13 protein-coding genes are annotated in these 20,036 nt (G+C 54.7%); 10 read left to right on the top strand and 3 right to left on the bottom strand.

Features of this window, described 5'->3' with window-relative positions; genetic code table 11:
- The first annotated feature begins 163 nt into the window (after window positions 1-163).
- Complete coding sequence (locus HRQ63_RS05610) at window positions 164-2,047, top strand: coiled-coil domain-containing protein (protein WP_172240262.1); 1,884 nt, start codon at window positions 164-166, stop codon at window positions 2,045-2,047.
- Window positions 2,048-2,124: 77 nt separating this feature from the next.
- Here the strand turns inward: HRQ63_RS05610 and HRQ63_RS05605 are convergent, their stop codons facing one another.
- On the bottom strand, window positions 2,125-3,720 hold the full coding sequence (locus HRQ63_RS05605) for a choice-of-anchor I domain-containing protein (protein WP_172240260.1): 1,596 nt from the start codon (window positions 3,718-3,720) through the stop codon (window positions 2,125-2,127).
- Between the two features lie 188 nt (window positions 3,721-3,908).
- On the opposite strand from HRQ63_RS05605, the gene HRQ63_RS05600 reads away from it, so the two are divergent.
- The 5 genes from HRQ63_RS05600 (at window position 3,909) to HRQ63_RS05580 (ending at window position 8,591) form a co-directional block, all read left to right on the top strand.
- Complete coding sequence (locus tag HRQ63_RS05600; RefSeq protein WP_229714071.1) at window positions 3,909-5,522, top strand: amidohydrolase; 1,614 nt, start codon at window positions 3,909-3,911, stop codon at window positions 5,520-5,522.
- 71 nt (window positions 5,523-5,593) lie between these two features.
- Window positions 5,594-6,793 (top strand): staphylopine family metallophore export MFS transporter CntE, encoded by a 1,200-nt coding sequence (gene cntE, locus HRQ63_RS05595; protein WP_172240256.1) that lies wholly within the window; start codon window positions 5,594-5,596, stop codon window positions 6,791-6,793.
- A gap of 25 nt (window positions 6,794-6,818) precedes the next feature.
- Complete coding sequence (locus HRQ63_RS05590; RefSeq protein ID WP_229714070.1) at window positions 6,819-7,049, top strand: ATP-binding cassette domain-containing protein; 231 nt, start codon at window positions 6,819-6,821, stop codon at window positions 7,047-7,049.
- A 129-nt stretch (window positions 7,050-7,178) separates the two neighbouring features.
- Complete coding sequence (locus HRQ63_RS05585; protein ID WP_172240254.1) at window positions 7,179-8,003, top strand: AAA family ATPase; 825 nt, start codon at window positions 7,179-7,181, stop codon at window positions 8,001-8,003.
- A gap of 99 nt (window positions 8,004-8,102) precedes the next feature.
- Window positions 8,103-8,591: a NusG domain II-containing protein gene (locus HRQ63_RS05580; protein WP_172240252.1), complete on the top strand. Its 489-nt coding sequence runs from the start codon at window positions 8,103-8,105 to the stop codon at window positions 8,589-8,591.
- A 484-nt stretch (window positions 8,592-9,075) separates the two neighbouring features.
- On the opposite strand, the gene HRQ63_RS05575 is transcribed toward HRQ63_RS05580, so the two are convergent.
- Entirely contained in the window at window positions 9,076-11,142 is a 2,067-nt protein-coding gene (locus HRQ63_RS05575) for a hypothetical protein (RefSeq protein ID WP_172240250.1), read from the bottom strand.
- A 710-nt stretch (window positions 11,143-11,852) separates the two neighbouring features.
- Between HRQ63_RS05575 and HRQ63_RS05570 the strand changes: the two genes are divergently transcribed.
- The 4 genes from HRQ63_RS05570 to HRQ63_RS05555 all read left to right on the top strand — a co-directional run bounded on the left by HRQ63_RS05570 (window position 11,853) and on the right by HRQ63_RS05555 (window position 19,067).
- Window positions 11,853-14,990, top strand: coding sequence for a PAS domain S-box protein (locus tag HRQ63_RS05570; protein WP_172240248.1), 3,138 nt, complete (start codon window positions 11,853-11,855; stop codon window positions 14,988-14,990).
- A gap of 173 nt (window positions 14,991-15,163) precedes the next feature.
- A complete protein-coding gene (locus tag HRQ63_RS05565; protein WP_172240246.1) occupies window positions 15,164-16,456 on the top strand; it encodes a serpin family protein in 1,293 nt (430 codons plus the stop codon).
- A gap of 51 nt (window positions 16,457-16,507) precedes the next feature.
- Window positions 16,508-17,683, top strand: coding sequence for a serpin family protein (locus tag HRQ63_RS05560; RefSeq protein ID WP_172240244.1), 1,176 nt, complete (start codon window positions 16,508-16,510; stop codon window positions 17,681-17,683).
- 46 nt (window positions 17,684-17,729) lie between these two features.
- Complete coding sequence (locus HRQ63_RS05555; protein WP_172240242.1) at window positions 17,730-19,067, top strand: serpin family protein; 1,338 nt, start codon at window positions 17,730-17,732, stop codon at window positions 19,065-19,067.
- A 39-nt stretch (window positions 19,068-19,106) separates the two neighbouring features.
- Here HRQ63_RS05555 and HRQ63_RS05550 read toward each other — a convergent pair whose 3' ends face one another.
- Window positions 19,107-19,997: a LysR family transcriptional regulator gene (locus HRQ63_RS05550; RefSeq protein ID WP_172240240.1), complete on the bottom strand. Its 891-nt coding sequence runs from the start codon at window positions 19,995-19,997 to the stop codon at window positions 19,107-19,109.
- Between the last annotated feature and the right edge of the window lie 39 nt (window positions 19,998-20,036).

Raw genomic sequence — 20,036 nt, 5'->3', positions numbered from 1 at the left:
ACGGTGCGCTCGGGGAATATTGTCTCCGGTCAAAGCCGAATGTTTCGTTGATACTGGATTATAGAGGGCGATTCGGGAAAGGTCAAGGAGAAAATTTGAACGAACCCCCTGACAGCGGTTAGAATGAAGCTACGAAGATATTCGCCTAAAAGGGGTGTGGACCATGTACGGACATACATTTGCGCAGGCACTCTGCAAGCTGGGGGGCGACGAATTAAGACTGATGTACGTGCTTTGCTGCGATACGGCGGTGCAAGAGCTGCTCGTGTCCAAAATCCGCGATTGGATCAAGCGCGAACCGGAACGTTTTGCCAGAAAATTAGAGGAAAAAGCGCTGGCTTACCGCGAATGGAGCGACGACGATCTGCGACTTGGCATTTTGCTGGAGCTTGCGAAGCGTGCCAAGCTGGTCGGCATGCCGCTGACGACGGCCGCGGAGTTGGAAGAATTCGCCGGAGGAATCGTCGAGCAGATCGAGATCGGCGCAGCCGAAGAAGACCGGGCTTACCTGGCGTTTCGGGAGGATCGCCCTGAAGCGAGCGAGCTTGAAGCGCTGATCGATTACCAGATCGTCCAGTTGATTCAGGTTTTGGGTCGGTTGTTGGATGCTGCGTCTCAAGAGGATTGGGATCTCTATATGCGGCGCGTCGATTCGCTGCTGCCGGATCTTCCGGAACTGTGGGAGACGCCTAAGGCGGAAGTCGATCCCGACCTTCAGACATCGGCGGAAGCGGGAGTATCGCCATCCGAACCGGACTTTGATTTGGAGGATTGGATCGGATCGAACGCGCAGGGGATTTCCGAATCGCCGGAAGCGGCGAATCGGGATCGGGACCTTGCGAATTTCGCGCCCAAGTCGGTCGATCCTAAGCAGGCTTCGGAACAATCGGACGTACCCGGATTCGATCCAAGCTTCAAGCCGGATATCGAGGCGGTTTTGCCGTTGGATACGGAGGCGCCGATCGGAAGCGTGCGGCTGGACAAAGAAGCATCCGATGCTCAAATTCATTCCTCGATCCGTTCCGCTGCATCCGATTCGGATTTCGATGAACATGAACAGCCCGAGCCGACTCCGCCCCCGCGTCCGAGCAGCGTGAAAATCCTGCTCGCCGCGCTCGAACAGCAGCAGGGTTTCGCCTATTACGAGACGGCCATGACGCTGCTGGGTTCGGCAAAAGGGCTGCTGGGACTCGGCCAAACCGAGGAATTGTACGGGCGTCGGATCGACTTTTTGACGGTATCCGCAAGCCCCGCGTTTTTGCAAGTGATTCCGGGCGGAACCAAAGGCGCGTCGCTTTCGATGTACCGCAATCTGAATCCGCAGCGCAGACGCCTGCCGTTGCTGTTGACTCAGTTGTTCCTGCCGGAATTGGTCTCGGAAGACGAGTTGGAAGCCGATTACGAGCCGCTGCTGGCGTTGTGGCGTTCCCACGCCGAAGAACACGGCGCGTTAAAAGCCGAGTTGGACGAAGAGAACGGACGAATCGATTATTACACGCGCGAATCCGCCAGCTGCGCCGAGCAATTGGAAGCGGCTCGGACCGAGCGTGCGGGTTCCGAGCAGCGAATTACGGAAATTCGTTCTTCGCTGGTCGATAAGCTTCGCGTCAGCAGCATGCAGCTCCCGCATATCTCGGCCTCCTTCGATCAGCTGTTGGAAGAGTACGCGGACAATCGCCGTCGTATGAGCGATACCGAGTCATCCCGGCAGGAGCGCGGACAGGGCTTTGCGGGGTTGGTCAAATACACGTTGAACTATGCGGCATCCAGCGTGACGCTGATGGATCTTCGCCGCAAGCAGGATCGCATTTTGGAGCGGATGGCGGACGAAGCGCTGCACAGCGACGGGGAATGGGGACAAGGCGAGCGCTACGTCGTAGCCGCGGAACGGGAACGGATCGGTTTCCTGGATACCGAAATTTCGCGGTTGGGCAAGCTTCAAGCCGAATACCGGGAAGAGCTGAAGCGTTCGGAGCAGACGAGCAAAGCGCTGGAGCAAGACAAAAAGAAACTGGAGAAACAAATCTACGGCCTGGTTGATCTATAACATGCAGCGCCAAAAAAAGCCGAACAACCGCGATCAACGGTTGTTCGGCTTTTAAACGTGTCGAATTTATCGCATATTCACTTGGATTTGGCGTAAAAGCTGATCGTACCCGTGCCTTCATCGGCACTGATAAACAAATCGCGTCCGCTCACGCGGTGAATGCCTTCCGGAGATTCGCCTGCTGTGCGGATCAATCCGAGATACGTTGGTTTCGCGGCATCCGTCAGGTCGAAGAACAAGATCGCATCTGCGCGTTCCGCCGCGACAGCCAAGATCGGTTGTCCGTCTATTGTGGACACGGCCAGGTTTTCTACCTCGCTGCCTTTGTTAGGGCTACGGTCGTCGGGATACACACCGGCCCGGGCGGTCGCCTCGTCGATCAAGTTCAGGCTGTCATACACCAGGTTACCGTCCAGATCCCACACCGCGATATTGCGTCCGCCCGCGCGCACGCTGTCTTCGAACTCATTTTTGCCCAAGTCGCCTTCATTGGCGGTGATCAGATGTTTGCCATCCGGCGAAAAGACGATGCCGTCAGGCTCGAACCGCCCCTGCATCGTACTTGTGAAAGAAACCAGGCCGTCTTCCTCAACATCCGCCGCATGCGTCGTTGTGCCGAGAGCGAAGATTTTGGTCACTTTTTTCGTAGCCAAATCGACAAGCGCTATCGCGTTGTTTTCCTGCAAAGTGACAGCCGCTGTCGTTCCCGCTTCATTGATCGCGACATACTCGGGCTGCGGCTCGTGTGGATAAATCGCGCCTTCCGTTCCCGATAAATCGACCGGCAGATCTGTGAGCGTGCCGCTTAACGCATCCCCGTCTGTAAATTCGATGACACTGATGCTGCCCGGACGCTTGGCGTTCGGATAATCGTATTCGTCCGTTGCCGGATCAAGCTCCTCGTCTTCGATCGCGATTACGGCATAACGCCCGTCTTTGGATACGGCGATCGAATCGGGACCGATGCCAAGCGGATACGTTTTGGCGATTTCGTACGTGCGCAAGTCGACGACCGCGAGAATGCCGGGATTCGCAAGCTGCATCGTATCTCCTGTCCGAATCACCGCGAGCGCGTAATTGCCGTCCGGCATTACTGCGACGCTGGTCACTTCGGCTTTGTCGGACAAGGACTTAAAGCTGACATTTTTTAAAAGAGACGGCTGCATCGGATCGGCAATATCCAGCACGGCGATACTTCCGGCATCTGCTTCGGTTACAATCAAACGTTGTCCGTCCGGTGTGGACGAAGCGATCTCCGCTTTGCCCGAAGGAACGTCGAACGAAGACACAAGCTCGAAGCCCGTCCGGTTTTGCGCAACGGCAGAAGCATCCCGAAGCGCGGTCAGGCCCATCTCGGATACGTAAACGCGTCCGTTTTGTGCATAAGGAGCAGCGTCGAGCGTCATTGCTTTTCCATTCAGCGCAGCCGAGGTCGAGCCTAGCGTAAACGTTCCGCTCAACCCTTCGCCTTCTACGGTTACGCTATCCGAGGAAGCGTTCCACGTGACCTTGCTCAACAAATTTTCGGCGGCTGCGCGAAGCGGAATTTGCGGAGCCGCTGCTTCGGCATTCAGCGTTCCGATGTTGGCATTCAAGGACACAACCCCGACGGCCAGCGCTGCGGTTCCTGCGGTTAACAAACGACGGAATTTCGGGTAAGTGCTCAGCTTCATAAGTAAGTCGTGCTCCTTTGTCGGCATAGGATATGTACCCGCATTCATTACAGGCTTCTGCCAGTGTAAGGAGTAAATATCAATGCCGTGTCAAACGCAAAGCCGGAATGTGTAAAGCTCCCTTGCCGTACATGCTTATGGTACACTCAACGATAGGTCTGAATCGAACCGAGAAGGGAATGAACCTTGTGACCATAACCCAGGGAACCTTATTCAAAAACGGCCGAATCGGCCTTCATGCGGCGCCGAATGGGCCGGACGCGGCATATGCGGAAAACGGCCTTATCCGAGCCGTCGGCATGGCGCGCGAATTAGAGCTGCAATTGTCGGGACGCGATTACAAGACGGTCGACTGGAACGGCGCTTACGTGCTGCCGGGCCTGACGGATTCGCATATGCACTTGTCGATGCAGGGCATGAAGTTGTCGGCGCTCGATTTTTCCGATACGTCGTCCAAAGACCGGATGCTCCGGCAAATTCGCGAACGTGCGCGGCAGACGCCGGACGGCGAGTGGATTTTCGGATTGAATTGGAATGAAAATGCGTTTTCGCCCGCGCTCGCTCCGACTCTTGCCGAGTTGGACGAAGCGGCAGGGCAGCATCCGCTTTATCTCACGCGTACGTGTTTCCATGCGTTTCTCGCCAATACCGAAGCCTTCCGCCGGGCAGGCGTGACTGGCGAGACACCCGATCCGCTGTCCGGCGCTTTCGGTCGGGACGAGTCGGGCGGACTAAACGGCTGGATCTATGAAGAAGCCTGCAAATTGCTGATCGCCGTGCAGCCCGAACCGGATTACGCCGCCAAAAAATCCACGATCCGCGCCGCCTGCGAATATGCGCTGAGCCTCGGATTGACTGCCGCGCATACCGAGGATCTTCGGTATCTGGGCGGGATCGATATCATGCGCCGCATCCACCGCGAGCTGCGCGAGGAAGGCGTTTTGTTCCGCTCGCATCAGCTTATTTTCCATGATTATCTGGACGAGGCCGAGCGTTTGGGGTTGACGGCGGGCGACGGCGACGAATGGCTGCGGATCGGCGCGGTCAAGATTTTCTCCGACGGCGCGATCGGAGGGCGAACCGCGCTGCTGAACGCACCTTATCATGATGCTCCGCACACAAGCGGCATGGCGATTCATTCGGCGGAACGGCTGCATCGGCTTACTGCTCGCGCCCGTTCGCTCGGCTTCCCGATTGCCGTGCATGCGATCGGAGACGGAGCGGCGGATCTGACGCTTGCCGCGATGGAAAAGTTTCCGCTCGCAGGTTCAGGCATCACGAATTTACCCGACCGCTTTATCCACGCGCAGGTGCTGGATGCCGAGCTGCTGCACCGCATGACAAAGCTGCAATTGATCGCCGATATCCAGCCGCGTTTCGTCGCCAGCGATTTCCCGTGGGTGCTGGATCGGGTAGGGCCGGAGCGGACGGATTATCTGTATGCGTGGAAAAAGATCATCGACGCGGGCGTGATCTGCGCAGGCGGAAGCGACGCGCCGATCGAGCCGCTGAATCCGCTGCTCGGCTTCCATGCGGCGATGACGCGTCGTCGTCCGGATAGGGCCGAACCTGCCGAAGGCTATCTGCCGAAGGAGCGCTTGAGCCTGGAGCAATCGCTTTGGCTGTTCACCGAAGGCAGCGCGTTGGCCGCGGCCGAGGAGGCGGAACGGGGTCAGCTGCGTGAAGGTTTTGCCGCCGACTTTACCGTTTTGGACCGGGATATTGCGGAAGGCGAACAATCGCTGCTGCAAGCCAAAGCGCTCATGACCGTCGTGAACGGTCAAGTGGCTTATCAGGCATAGCCGTCGAATGATCGGGAAAAAGGGAGCGTGCGCAGACTGCAGCATGCTCCCCGTTTGAAGGAGGATATGGATTGAATCGCGCCAGCCCCGCATCCGCGGGATTTATACGTCTCTATACGCTTGCCTTTTTATTCTTTTTCGCTAATTCCGTATTGACCGTAGCTCTGCCTTTGCGAAGTGCCGATGCCGGTCTCGGACAAGGCGGCATCGGCTTGATGATGGGCGCTTATATGCTGACTTGCATGCTGCTGCGTCCGCTCGCCGGCCAATGGATCGGTCGATTCGGACCGCTTGCGGTCATGCGCGGTTTGCTTGTCGTTCATGCGATCACGCTGCTGCTATATGCCGTGTCCGGCATCGAAGGCTACATCTGGCTCCGAGCGCTGCAAGGCGCGGCGACGGCATTCTTTTCCATGACGATGCAGGCCGGAATCATGGAGCGATTGGATGACAAAGACCGCGGCCAGGGATTGTCGCTCTACACGCTGTCGACCATGCTGCCTTCGCTCGTCGGTCCGCTTCTTGCCGTCGAATTATGGGAACGCGGAGGAAGCTTTGCTTTCGGCGGAGCGATGCTGCTGTTGGCTTTTGCGGCGATTGCTGCGGGACTTTCGCTGCCTTTGCCCAAAGCGTCCGCGCATAAGCAATCTTACACGCTGCGCGGATTGATAGACTCGTTCGGCGAAATCGGCCGCAGCCGCCCGCTCGGCGTCAGCACCTTCATCATGCTGTTAACCTCATGTATATTCGGCGCGATCGCGACCTTTTTACCGCTGTACCTCATCTCTACAAACAGCGGAAACGTCGGCATATATCTGGCTCTGCAAGGCGCGACCGTAGTGGTCTGCCGTTTCGTTTTCCGCAAAAAAATCCCGTCCGACGGCCGCTGGAGCGCAGCCTTGATCCTGGGCCTCCTTCTAGCATCCGCCGTCGGCACACAGATGCTTGCAGTGCCGCAGATGCTTGGAAGCCTCGTGTACCTGTCCGCCGTCTTCAACGGTCTGGCGCTCGCATTCCTGTACCCGACCTTGACTACTTATTTATCTTTCGCTCTGCCGAACCAAGCCCGCTATACCTTAATGGGCCTGTTCATGTCGTCCTACGACTTGGGCTTCGCACTCGGCGGCCTCGTTTTCGGCTGGATCGCCCAAATCAGCTCATACCCGACAGTTTTCACATGCTGCACACTCCTGGCCCTAATCGCTTTTATCGTCGCGGCTCTAAACGGAAAAAAGATGCACCCAAAAATTACTGGGCCGAAGCCAAGCTGAGGGAGAAATTCAGCGAGAGACGCCTTTGAACGCGGAAAGCTTTCTGCGTGAGCTGGAACTTTGGGAAGTGCGCGATCGCCATCCGGCTGCACTCTCGGGCGGGCAAAAGCAGCGACTGGCTTTTGCCGCCGGAATGATGGGACAACCGGATGCTCTCATTCTCGATGAGCTGATCTACGGTCTGTACGGACGCAGCATGCGAAGCGTCGGCATTCTCATGCTAAGCGCTTTTTGGTCGGATTTTGAATCCGTCTAAAAGGCGCTTTTTTGATACAGATCGTTTGACATCTTGAGTATTCCGTAGTTAAATAGTAATGATTACTATTAATTAAAAATGCAGATATGAGCTTCAGATTGAGAGGCGTCGAGAGGAGTAAGCGAAAGAATGGGCAAATCATCTACAGCCGCACGCCTGCCAAGATCCAAAGGCACGGATATGGCTACGATATATGAAGCAAAAGACTGCGTACGCAAAGTGAAATATTTGGTTTTGCCGGAGCGAAATCGACGTATCGTGCAAGAGTTTATGACCATTTTGGGACGGAGAGAGGAATTCAACGAGCATGGCGTACCGATTCCCAACAAAGTGGTGATGTACGGACCGCCGGGAACGGGGAAAACGCTGACGGCTTTTCACGTCGCGGCTTCACTCGGATTACCTTTGATCGTCGTGCGATTGGATGCGTTGATCCACAGCCATCTGGGCGAGACAGGCAGCAATATCCGCAAAATTTTCGATTATGCGTCCGTCGTTCCGTGCGTGTTGTTTCTGGATGAATTCGATGCCGTAGCCCGTACGCGCGAAAGCGGCGATGAAGTGAAAGAGATGGCGCGTGCCGTCAATACGCTGCTGCAATGTCTGGACGAATTCGGCGACAGCAGCATTTTTATGGCCGCCACGAATTTGGAGACGGAATTGGACCCGGCCATCTGGCGCCGTTTCGATACGCGAATGACCTACCAACTGCCGGATGAAAAAGATCGCCGCGACTATATTCGCCTGCTGATCGGCGGATTCGGCTGCGAAGAAGGCGCGGAAGCCGAAGCATGCCGTCTGCTCGGCGGTTGCAGTTTCGCCGACATCGAGCAGATCGTCCTCAAAGCCAAACGCAAAGCGATCATCGAACGGCAACCGATGGACGGCTCGCATATCGGCCTGTCCTACGAAGAATATGCCCCGGCACCGGTAGCTGCGGGAGCGCGTTCTTAAAGGCATGAGAAGCCGGAAGTCATAGAAATCAAGCAATAAGCGGTCGGCGCATAGCCAAGATCGAAAACATGTAATCAGAAAGCTTGAAGGAGAACAAAGATGGACAACGGAGAACGATTTCCCGAACCCGGTAAACCTACAGACGAGTCCCGGCCCCGATCCCGATCAACCGAGCCCAAGCTAAAAATCAAACGCGGCGATCTTATGCTGATCGCCGCCATTTTAATCCTGGCCGGCGCCGTATTGGCCTGGCAAAAATGGCGAGAAGCCGACGCCGCTGCTTCCGCCGATACCCTGGTCGCCGTCATCACCGTCAACGGCGAAGAATACGAACGCGTACCGCTAACGGGAGAAGAACGAGAGATCGACATCCGAACCGAATTCGGCCGCAATACGCTAAAAGCCTACGACAAAGGCATCCGAATGACCTACTCGGACGCACCCAAGCGCATCGCGCTCGACATGGGCTTCATTTCCCGCCCGTACCAACAAATCGTCTGCGTCCCCACCCGCGTTCGCGTCGAAGTCCTCCCGCCCGAAGGCCAAGACGACGGCCTGGACGCCGTAGTGGGCATGCTGGGACCTTGATCAATAACCGCCCGAATCTCGCCGAACTCCAACATGCTTTTCACCGAATAATGGACGGTTTTTGGATCAATCACTGTTCATGCTGCTTAAGAGTGGGTTTCATTGTTGCGTATACGCAACAATGAAACAGGATAATCCCCAATCCAGAACCGATTATTGCCGATGCGCAAGATTGAGGCAACAACAAAAAGGATCAGGTCCGCAGCAACCTTGATCCTTTTTGTTGTTTTTCTCTTTTTCTTTTCCTACTCTTTTAACCGACGCGGCACAATTTTGCCGCGTCCGGTAAAGCCGTTCCTATTCAGCGAAGCGATAGGCGAAGGGGGAAATTCAGTGAAAGACGCCTTTGAACCTTGGGAATGAAGATCGGATGCTGCCATCCGATCTTCATTCCCGAGGTGAGACAGCGTCTTGAACGAATTTCACCCGCAGCCGCCAAGCTTCCCCCAGCGAATAGGAACTTCTTTACCCGCCTTAGCGACAATTACAAGTCGCCTCGGTTCGCCTCCATGATCGCGTCCCGGTTCTCCCACAACATACTCCGCAAATTCGACTTCGATCCTTGAATAATAAAGTAGGGGATGTCCGCCGCTTTCGCCAGCTCGACGCTTTCCCAAGACGCGCGGTGCGACGTCGACGTAATCAGAAGGAACAGCGCCTGCGCCCGCCGCAAATCCGAAGCGACAAGGTCCGGCCGCAACCCGTTTTCATGTACGTATTCGGCGCCGCTTTCCACGACCACGTCTTCAAACCATTTGCGCTGCCCGCCCATGACCACAATCGTACACCCTTGCAAGAACGGCTCGGGCTTACTTTTACGGCCTTCGCGTTTGGATTTGCTCGAAGACGAAGAAGAGGAGGCAGAGCGCAGCACGGAAGATTCCCTTCTTTGCGGCGCATCCGGAGCGGAGAAGTCTCGATAGACGCGTGCCAGACGGGCAACTGTCTCTTCCTCGCCGACGTTGAAGATGCAAGGCGCACCATCGACAGGTCGCTGAATATCCAAATCCCGCGCATGGATCGGATAACGGCGATCCGCATCGTTCATATCTACCGCATACCAGGTTCCGTATTCATCCTGTTCCGCATACCCGTTGTACTGACGAACCGGAGAGAAGGTATCGTCGCCCTGGAACAGCAGCGAAATTTCGTACTGCGTTCCGCCATGACCATCAGGTCTCGGTATGCACAAGACTTCGGCTTCATGTTGAAGCTGGTGCTTATACACCATCGACTCGGTGATATTGAAGCTCTCCCCTTCTTCGAGCACGATATAACCGCCATGGTCTCTGCGATAGAAGGTGCCGGATTGTCCATTTTCCTCTGTACGTTCATTCGATTCGAATTGCTCCAGCGCCTCGGCCATGCCGCGATTTTCGCGTAAGCCGGCATCGGCTTGCAGCTCTTGCCGGCTTGGATGTTCCTCGTGACCTGGCGCATCTTGCCCGCGGTTGTTGTTTGGTTGGACCGAGGGATTCCGTGGCACTTGACGCCTATCCGTCAACACATCGACCCCGTGCATCAGTCTTCGACCTGCAACGTAAGCATCCACGGCATCCAGCAAGTCGAGTATGCGACGCATATGCGTTCGAGCCTCAGGGTCTCCCGGTTCATGCCCGCCTGGCAGCGAGGTTCCTGTTTCGCGCAGATCACGTCGCAAAAGGGAATCGAATTGATGGACCGTGCTCTCCGTATCGTCCGCGTTTATTACGGAATTAGGCGATACCGGGTCTGCATGCACAGTTCCTTGATCCTGCGATCGGTCAGAGTTCGAGAACGAACGCTCTTCGTGAAGATCGTCAGCCGCATGATCTTCCATTTCCGTATTCGCGAAGGATTCCTGTTCAGCTTCAGTCTGCATCGTTCGAATCCGACTTTCCAACGCTTCCGCGATCCGTTTCGTTTCGGCCAGTTCTTCTTCAAGGCGGCTCCGATCCTGCTTGTGCTGACGCTTCGATTCGGCAAGGCGTCCTGCAAAAGACTCCCGTTCTTCGGTCAATCGATGAGTCAGCCGCCGTTCGGCCTCCAGTTCCAGCTCGCTCCGGTTCAAATTCTCGCGCAGCTTGGCCGTTTCGCGTTTGGCGTCCGAAGTTTCTTTTTCCGCTCGTCGTGCCCGCTCTTCTTCCCGGCGCGCTCGCTCCTCCAATGCTTCGATACGCTTGTTAAGCTTTTCGATGCGACGCTGTTCGGCCGCTTCATTGCGAGGGTGGGAGGGCAGAGGATCAAGCGCAACCGTCGCCTCTGCAGGAGGTTCCGCAGCGGGCGCTTCAAGGGTCGTTTCGGCAGCCAATCGTTCAAGCCGCAGACGTCCGGTTTCTTCGAACGGATCGGCTGACGAGGAAAAATATAACGCCCAATAACAATGCCACTTGCCGTGCTGCAGCGTCCAACCTGAAGGATTCTTATCGAATTGTTCCGGAGAAAAGGCCGGATCCGTCGAATCGAGCAGGGGGCGTACGGCTGCAATCAGAGCCTCCGCCAGCTTGGATCTGATCTCCCGGCTGCCCCGCGCTCGGGCGGATAGATCAAGCATCGACTTGGCAAATAGCACTTGGGGCCACTTATAAGCGCCTCGACGGGCAAAAGAGAATTCAAGAACTTGCGCCATTCTGCGCTTGGCCGTTTCATTTAACTCACGTAGGAGCGGGGATAGGAAAGGGATCGGCATTGCCGAAATTCGATCTTCGCTTAGTGTGTATGCAGAAGATAGATCCGGTTCTTTATGGGGGTGATTGAATGAGACAGACGTCTTCGCCGCAGCGGATTTGATTCGTTTCATAGGTTCCTCCTTCAGGATGAAAGGTTCATTTCGGCATAAGCCGATTTAAACGGAAGTCATCCGAATTTTCTAGTTCTTTTAACTATAGCCGACTTTACATCTCTTTACATCGCATTAACAAAAATTTCGACAATTTTCTACATAGCGATTTACCGAAACGATCTTGAAAATAACAAAGCCAATTCCTCATGCCTTCTATGTTATAATCGTATCCGGACCGACAAGTTACGCTGTAAGTACGCGATTGAGCGCGAAATTTGACGGGTGGAGATTCAAATCCGGTATAAAGATTACGGATTTGGGTAAATGATAAGAATAGACTGTTAACGGTAAGGCTGATATGAGTGCCGAATCGGCATATTCGTCCGGGTGCGGGTAAATTTGCAGGCTGGCTTCTTCGGGAAGCAGGCCTGCTGAATTTACGGACGATCCGGACGTTTTGCCGCTTGCATGCATGTTGTTGAAGAGCCTTTTAAAGGAGAATGAACTTGACCTCGTCCGATATTCCAAACGCATCCCTGTATACACGCATATATAACAAAATATCAACCGGTGTCCTGATTCTCGATTTGCGCGGGAAATGTGTCGGTGCAAATCCGGCCGCAAGCCGGATCGTCGGCCGAGCCGCGCATGAGCTTCTGGGCGACGGTTATTTGCAATTGCTTCGTGCCGAAACGGATAGCGCACTTGATCTTCTGGATTCTTTTGATGACTGGCAGAAGAAACCTCGGTCGTTCGGACCGATCGAGATCCGTCTTGCACGCAGCGGAGGAGATATCGTGTGGGTCGAGGTGGAGTGCGAACTTCCCGGCGAGGGCGAACCGCCGTTCATCCTGGTTTATATGGAGGACGTGTCCGAACGGAACCTTACTGTAGGGGATCAGGGGGATCGCACCCGTGAGATTTATAAATTAATTACGCAAAATACGCCCGACATGATCTCTTTCAGCAAGCCGGACGGCACGTTATTATACGTGTCCCCTTCGGTCGAGCGGACTCTGGGTTACACGCCGGAGGAGATGTTGGGGCAAAATCGGACGGCATTCTACCATTCCGGCGATGCCACGAAAATGACGATCGAAGGAACTCTGTATGCGGAGAACGAAACCTTCGAACGTCGCGTGCTGCACAAAAACGGCAGTGTTCGCTGGGTGGATACTTCGTTTCGACTTATTCGAGGCTCGAATGGCGAAGTGAACCGGATATTGGTTATTGCGCGCGACATCACCGAGCGGAAGATGAACGACGTTGTGTTGGCAAAAGCCCAGCAGCTTGCCAGCATCGGTTCCTGGCAATGGGATCTGGTGCAAATGCGCCTTACTTTTTCCCGGGAAATGCGAGAAATTTTCGATTATGCGGTGAACGGGGTCGAGTCGGGAACGGAATCGCTGCTTCGTCTTATCCATCCCGAGGATCGGAAGCGTTTCGAAACCGTGGTGTCCGGGATTTTGAAAAACGGGCGCGACGGAGAGATTACTTATCGGATCAAACTGCCCAACGGGGCCGAAAAAACGATTTACGACGTTTGGGAAGTGTCCAAAGACAGTACGACCGGCGAGCCTTTGCAGGTGATCGGCATCGTGCAGGACGTGACCGCCCGCGTGCGCATCGAGGAGAAGCTGCGCAGCAGCGAGAGCCGGTATCGTTCGCTTTTCATGAACCACAATTCGGGCATCATATCCCTGGATATGAAAGGGCGAATTTTGAGCGTCAATCCGGCCATGGAAGCCATGTGCGGTTATACTCGCGAGCAGATGCAGCGTCTTAGGATCGGCATGCTGCAGCCCAAAAAGTACGCCAGTCTTTCGCGCAACCATTTCGAGGCTGCGCGCAGCGGGGAGTCCCGCGTTTTCGAAACGACGTTCCATCGCCGCGACGGACGAATGCGCGACGTCAGCGTCGCTTACGTTCCGATCGGTTCGAAAAAAGATCAGTCCGGCGTGTATGCGATCATTACCGATATCACGGAGCGTAAGCAGTACATTTCGCAGATCGAAGCACTCAGCTATCAGCATTCGCTGCTGCTCAATACCGTGTCGGAGGGGATCATCGGCTTTGATACGTCGGGCCGCGTGATGTTCACCAATCCGGCTGCTGCGGCCATGCTCGGTTATGAGGGCAGGGAAGCGATCGGTCGCTCTTATGAGGAAATGATGCGCCAGGCCCAAACGCAGGAGAGTGCTTATCAAACCGGCGGAGCAGAGCTGTTGGATGCTCTTCATTCGGGCGTTGCGCATGCGCAGCCTGAAGCGGTGTTCTGGAGAAAAGACGGCGGAAGCTTCCTCGTTTCCTACCAGTTTACGCCGATTCTGGATCGTAACGAACGCCGGGGAGCCGTACTGGTATTTCGCGACGTAACCGGAGAGAAAGAAATTATCCGGGCAAAAGAGTCGGCAGAGCGCGCGGATCGGGCGAAGTCCGAATTTTTGTCGATCGTCAGCCATGAGCTGCGCACGCCGATGAACGGAATCATCGGGATGACGGATTTGCTGCGTGAAACGGAGCTTCAGCAGGAACAAAGGCAGTATGCCGACATCATTTCCGAGAGCAGCCACGCGTTGCTGAAGATTTTGAACGAGATTTTGGATATCAGCAAAATCGAGGCCGGGCGCATGGAGATCGAGCCTCAGCCCGTGGAGCTGCGCGAGGTGCTGGTCAGCGTGATTCAACTCTTCCTGCCGCGCGCGACGGAGAAGAATCTGGCTTTGAAATTTGCCGTCGACGAATCCGTTCAGCGCGTGCCTTCGGTCGTGATTGCCGATAGCGAGCGCTTGCGTCAGATATTGATTAACCTGGTCGGGAATGCGATCAAGTTCACGGAGCAGGGAAGCGTGACGCTTCGCGTTGCTCCCAAAGCGTTCCGTGCCCCCAGCGAAGTCTGGATCGAATTTGCGGTAACGGATACGGGAATCGGAATCGCAAGCGAGTTGCAGCATCGGCTGTTCCAGCCTTTTTCCCAATTGCATCCGATCTTGAACCGCAAGTATGGGGGAACCGGGCTCGGCTTGTCGATTAGCCGTAAATTGGTTGAATTGATGGGCGGCATGATTTCGGTGGAGAGCGAAGAAGGCGAAGGCGCAACATTCCGTTTCCTGCTTCGGTTCTTGATTCCGGAGACGGAAGGGAAGCCGTTTATCGGTCTCACGGATATCGAAGAAGTGGTCGAGCCGGCGATCAAGCCGGGCGTGAAGCCGCCGGCTCCGGAGCCGCGTCAGGATTTGCGCATTCTGATTGCTGAAGATCATCCGGTGAACCGGAAGGTTCTTGAAGCCATGCTCGCCCGATTTGACTGCCGTGCGGATACGGTCGAGGATGGGGAACGGGCAATCAGACAGGCGATCTCCGGCGATTATGATTTGATCTTCATGGATGTTGGGCTGCCGGGCGCGGATGGCGTCGAAGCGGCTTCGTGCATCCGTACGCAGCTGCCTCCGGATCGAACGCCGTTGATCGTGGGAGTGAGTTCTTTCGTACGGGAAGAGGACGTGGAACGATGTCTTTCCGGCGGGATGGATGAATTCATTAGCAAGCCCGTGGCCGCGTCCGAAGTGGAACGGGTACTGAATACGGCCCGAACGCGCCTGCGAGAGAATGGGCATTCGCATTCGGAAAAGCTTTGACGGATATCATGTTGCTTGGGAAGTCCTCATCGCGAGCTTAGGCTTGCGAAGGGGACTTTTTTTATGAATGCTGCACTTTCTTTTCCAATTCAAGCAACATTTCTGTATGCCGTGGCGTTGGTAAACATATAAGGCCGCAGTCTTTGAAAAGCAGCGGCGCTAGGAGGTGAAAGGTGAGACGATCAGGGTTTGCGGCATGGGTGAGACTGGGGCTCGGCGTTCTTCTTGCAACGGGACTTTTGGCTGGCTGCGGGAATAACGGGAGTAGGCAAAAGGATGCTAATCAAGTTTCGAATGCTCGAACTACGGCTTACCAGGAGAGCGACGTCGATCGCAAGCTGACTCATGCCATGAATCGCTTTGGACTGGATTTGTATGCAGAGTGGACTGCTTCGCAGGAAATCGTGCAATCTAACGTGATGCTTTCGCCTGCCGGACTGGGTATGGCTTTATCCATGCTGAGAGCAGGCGCCGAAGGAGAAACTGCGGAAGAGATGGATCGGGTGTTGGGGTTGAAGGCATTCGATGCCGAGCAGCTTGACGCAGGGCAACATATTTTGCGCGAGCTTATGCTGGCAGCCGATCCTTCGGTGCGGATAGAAATCGCCAATTCCCTGTGGGCGCGTGAAGGATTTCAGTTGAAGCCGAGCCTTGTCGAACGTCTGGAGCAAAATTACGAAGCGCAAGCACGTGCACTGGATTTCAATTCGGAGTCGGCCGCCGATACGATGAACGAATGGGCAGCGCTGCATACGAACGGCAAGATCGATCAGGTCATTGACCCTCCGATCGATCCGAACACGGTTCTTTTTCTGATGAACGCGCTCTATTTCAAAGGCAGTTGGATGACACCGTTTGATCCGGCATTGACCAAAGAGCAGCCGTTTGCAACAGATAAAGGCCAGAGTGTTCAAGTTCCGACAATGTCGCAAACCGGGCGCTATGCTTACGCGGACGAAGAGGATTTTCAAGCGATTCGGTTGCCCTACGGGACATCCGGGAACTTCGCCATGATCGCGGCCGTTCCGGATAAAGGTACGACGTTGGAATCTTTTAAAAATGAGCATCTTGCCGATTTTTCGATATGGAGCGCCCGACTGGCGGAACAAGAAGGTCAGGTGGAACTTCCCAAGTTCAAGCTTGAGGACTCGATGAGTTTGAATGATGTCCTGAAGTCGCTGGGCATGGAGTCGGCTTTTGATCCCCATGAGGCTGAGTTCGGCGGGCTTGCGAAGGAAGCTGCCGGGCTTTACGTGAGCGAGGTGTCGCAAGATACGTTTATTGAGGTCAATGAAGAAGGGACGGAGGCCGCGGCCGTTACGGTAGTGGCGATGAACGAATCCGCCTCGCCGTCTGACCGACCGTTCGAAATGAAGCTGAACCGTCCGTTCTTTTTTGCCATTACGGATCGTACGACGGGCTTGATCCTATTTATGGGCGAAGTCGGAAATCCGGCAGAGTCGTAGGTGAAAAGTAACGATAATAAGCGATAGAGGGAAAAGGAGGACAATCGATCAATGAAGCAGCAAGCAAATCCGCTAGAATCGCTCGTGCAATCGGTGAACACGCTGGGTATCGGATTATTCGGCAAGCTGAGCGCGTCCCGGGACGATGCGGAAGCTTCAAGCCTGTGTAATCAGATGATCTCGCCTGCCAGTATCGGATTTGCGTTATCGATGCTGCGCGAAGGCGCTTTGAGCAAGACGGCTGAAGAAATGGATCGGGTGCTGGGTTCGACGCTTGAGTCAGATGCTTCGCTTGGCAATCTTCAACAAAACTTGCGGGAGCGGTTGTCGTCGGCCGATGCTTCGGTACAGATGGAGATCGCCAATGCGCTGTGGAGCCAAACGGGGCATCCGGTGTCCGAAGCTTATAAGGAAGCGCTGCGCGTTCATTACGGAGCGGAACATCGGGAGATCGATTTCGGAGCGCCGGAGGCGGCGGACATCATCAATCGTTGGGTATCCGACTCGACGCACGGGAAAATCGATCAGTTGGTGGATGGGGGAACGTTGTCGGGTTTAAGCAGTTACTTGGCGAATGCCGTTTATTTTAAAGGGATGTGGTCGGAACCTTTTAATCCTGCGCTGACGGCCTACCGTCCATTTTTCAGTTCAGAGTCCGAAGCCGGAAAAAGCGTTGACGTGCCGACAATGAAGCAAAGCGGCCGTTATGCGTATCTGGATGCGGAAGGGTTTCGGGCTGTTCGTTTGCCTTATGGCGAAGCTCGGGCATTCGATATGCTGCTCGCGCTTCCCGATCCGGGGCGGACGCTTCAAGACTTCCATGCCGAGCAGCTGTCAAAATGGACCGAATGGAATAAGCGGTTTACATCGGCGCGAGGAACGATCGAGCTGCCGAAGTTCAAATCGGAGACGTCGCTGCGGTTAAACGATGCGTTGATGTCTCTCGGCATACAAAAGGCTTTCGACCCTTTTCAATCCGATTTCGGAGGCATGGGACAAGGAAACGGACAACCGATCGGGGCGATTGCGCATAAGACCTTCATCGAAGTGGACGAGGTCGGGACCGAAGCGGCAGCCGTGACGGGCATTGCTCGCGCGGGCGCCGCTTTTCCCCAGGAAGAGCCATTCGAACTGAAGCTCAACCGCCCGTTTTTCTTCGCGATTACCGATCGAACAACAGGACTGATCGTATTCATGGGCGAAATCGGCAATCCGTCGGAATCCTGATTTTTTTAAAACGCGCTCGACCGACAAAAAAGGGGGTCAATCGAAGATGCGTATTTCAAACCAGACAAACAGAGAAGACGGACCGAAGAGAGGATTCGGTCAAAGGAAATCGGAAAGGCTTTTTAAAAAAATATCTCTATTCGCCCTATTGGCTGTCGTTGCGGTAGCCGGATGTTCGAACGGAACGTCCGAGCCGAACTACGTCTCCGCTTATAAGGCCGAAGACGCGAACCCGGAACTTTCTGCTGCGATAAACAAGTTTGCTCTGGATCTGTACGCCAAACTGGAGGACGAGCCCGGCGAAGCCGATCCGGGACCCAATCGAATGATCTCCCCCGCAGGCATCGGCATCGCGCTATCCATGTTGAAAGACGGAGCCGAAGGGGAGACGGCGCAGCAAATGGACGGCATGCTCCACCTGAACGGCATGTCGCCCGAAGTGCTGGCCGAAAGCCAAATGATCCTGAGCGACCTGCTGCGAGGCTCCGATCCTGCCGTGAAGATGGATATTGCCAATTCACTATGGAGCCGTCAAGGCTTTGAAGTGAATAAGGATTACGCGGAGCGGATAGAGAAAAGCTACGGCGCGCAAGTCCAAGCGATAGATTTTACCTCCGATCAAGCCGTGAGCACTATCAATCAATGGGCATCCGATAACACCGCCGGAAAGATTCCTGAAGTCGTTGAAGCACCGCTTAGCGAGAACCTTGTTTTGCTGCTCATGAACGCGATGTACTTTAAAGGCGATTGGAGCGAACCGTTTAAAAAGGGACAAACCGAAGACCTGCCTTTTTATCCGGAAGGCGGCCAAGAAGTGAAGGTTCCGACGATGCGCCAAAGCGGCGACTATGCCTATCTGGACGGAGAAGGATTCGAAGCCGTCCGGTTGCCCTACGGCGAAACCCGGAACTTCGGCATGATTCTGGCCTTGCCTGACGAGAACAGTTCGCTGGATGAGTTCAAACAACGGCAATTGCCTAAATTTAACGCATGGAGCCAAGAGTTATCCGATAATGAAGGCAGCATCGAGCTCCCGCGCTTCAAACTCAAAGACAAATTAACACTGAAAGCGACGTTGTCCGCGCTCGGCATGGTCGACGCCTTCAGTGACCAGACCGCCGAGCTCGGCGGCCTCGCGGCAGGCGGCGCACAGCCCGGTGATATTTTCGTGAGCTTCGTCACGCACGATACCTTTATCGAAGTGAACGAAGAAGGCACGGAAGCGGCTGCCGTGACCGTGATCGGAGCCGAGACCACATCGGTCCCCGCTCCGCAAACGCCGTTTGACCTCAAGTTCAATCGCCCGTTCTTTTTCGCCATTACCGACCGTACGACGGGAGCGATCGTGTTCATGGGCGAGGTCGGCAACCCGGCGGAAGATTGAAAAGAAGGCATCCGTAGATGCCCGGAGTTCAAGTTAAAATCAAGGCGATTTGAATAGCGCAGATAACGTTTCGGTAAAGCTGCGGATCAGCGGCGTCGTATTTTTTCTCGTAATCATGCCGAGTTCTTGAGCCGGTATCCGATCCCGGGTATGCAGTACGAATAACTCGCCGCGTTCCAGTTCTTTCTCGACAAAAGACGTGCTGACAAAAGCCGCTCCGTAACCGCGCTTCGCGAAGTCGACCAGCAGATCGATACTGTTCAACTCGATATCGGCGGATATTGGATGTCCGTAATCCGAAAACCATCGTTCCAAAAAAATTCGTGTCGTGCTTCCGGCGGACAAAAGCAGCAAAGGAATCCCCAACAGTTGTTCGATCGTTAAAGGCATCTCGGACAAGGATTTGAACTTTTCCCCGACCACAAAGCCGTTTTCCATCGATTTCAACGGCGTCATGATGAGATTCGGGGCTTTGATCGGCAAATAAACAAAACCGATGTCCAATTTATTTTGTTCGATCTGGGTTAAAATTTCGCTTGTTTTGGCTTGCAGCAGTTTGATGCGAATGCCGGGATACTGGCGGCGGAATTCATCCAGGCCGGGCATCAGCATGTTTTTGATGATTCCTCCGGTCGAACCGATCCGGATCGATCCGATTTTGTGATCGTTAAGCGATTGGATTTGCTGCTCGGCTAACTCCAGGTATTGAAAAGCTTTGGAGAGCGATTCATACAACAATTGACCTTCCGAAGTGAGCCGGACTCCTTTGGACAGCCTTTGGAATAAAACGAGGTTCGTGCTTTTTTCCAATTGACCGATTGCGTAACTCACTGAAGGTTGGGTCATATGCAGTTCGACCGCCGCTTGGGTCAAATTTCCGGTCTCGGCCGCTTTCAAAAAAACTTTGTAGAACTCCAAGTTGACTTGCATCTATGTTATCACCCTTCTCTATGACAGATAACAATGTTA

The sequence above is a fragment of the Saccharibacillus endophyticus genome (genome assembly GCF_013185185.1).
Lineage (GTDB): Bacteria > Bacillota > Bacilli > Paenibacillales > Paenibacillaceae > Saccharibacillus > Saccharibacillus endophyticus.
This window is presented reverse-complemented; position numbering and strand designations above follow the sequence as displayed.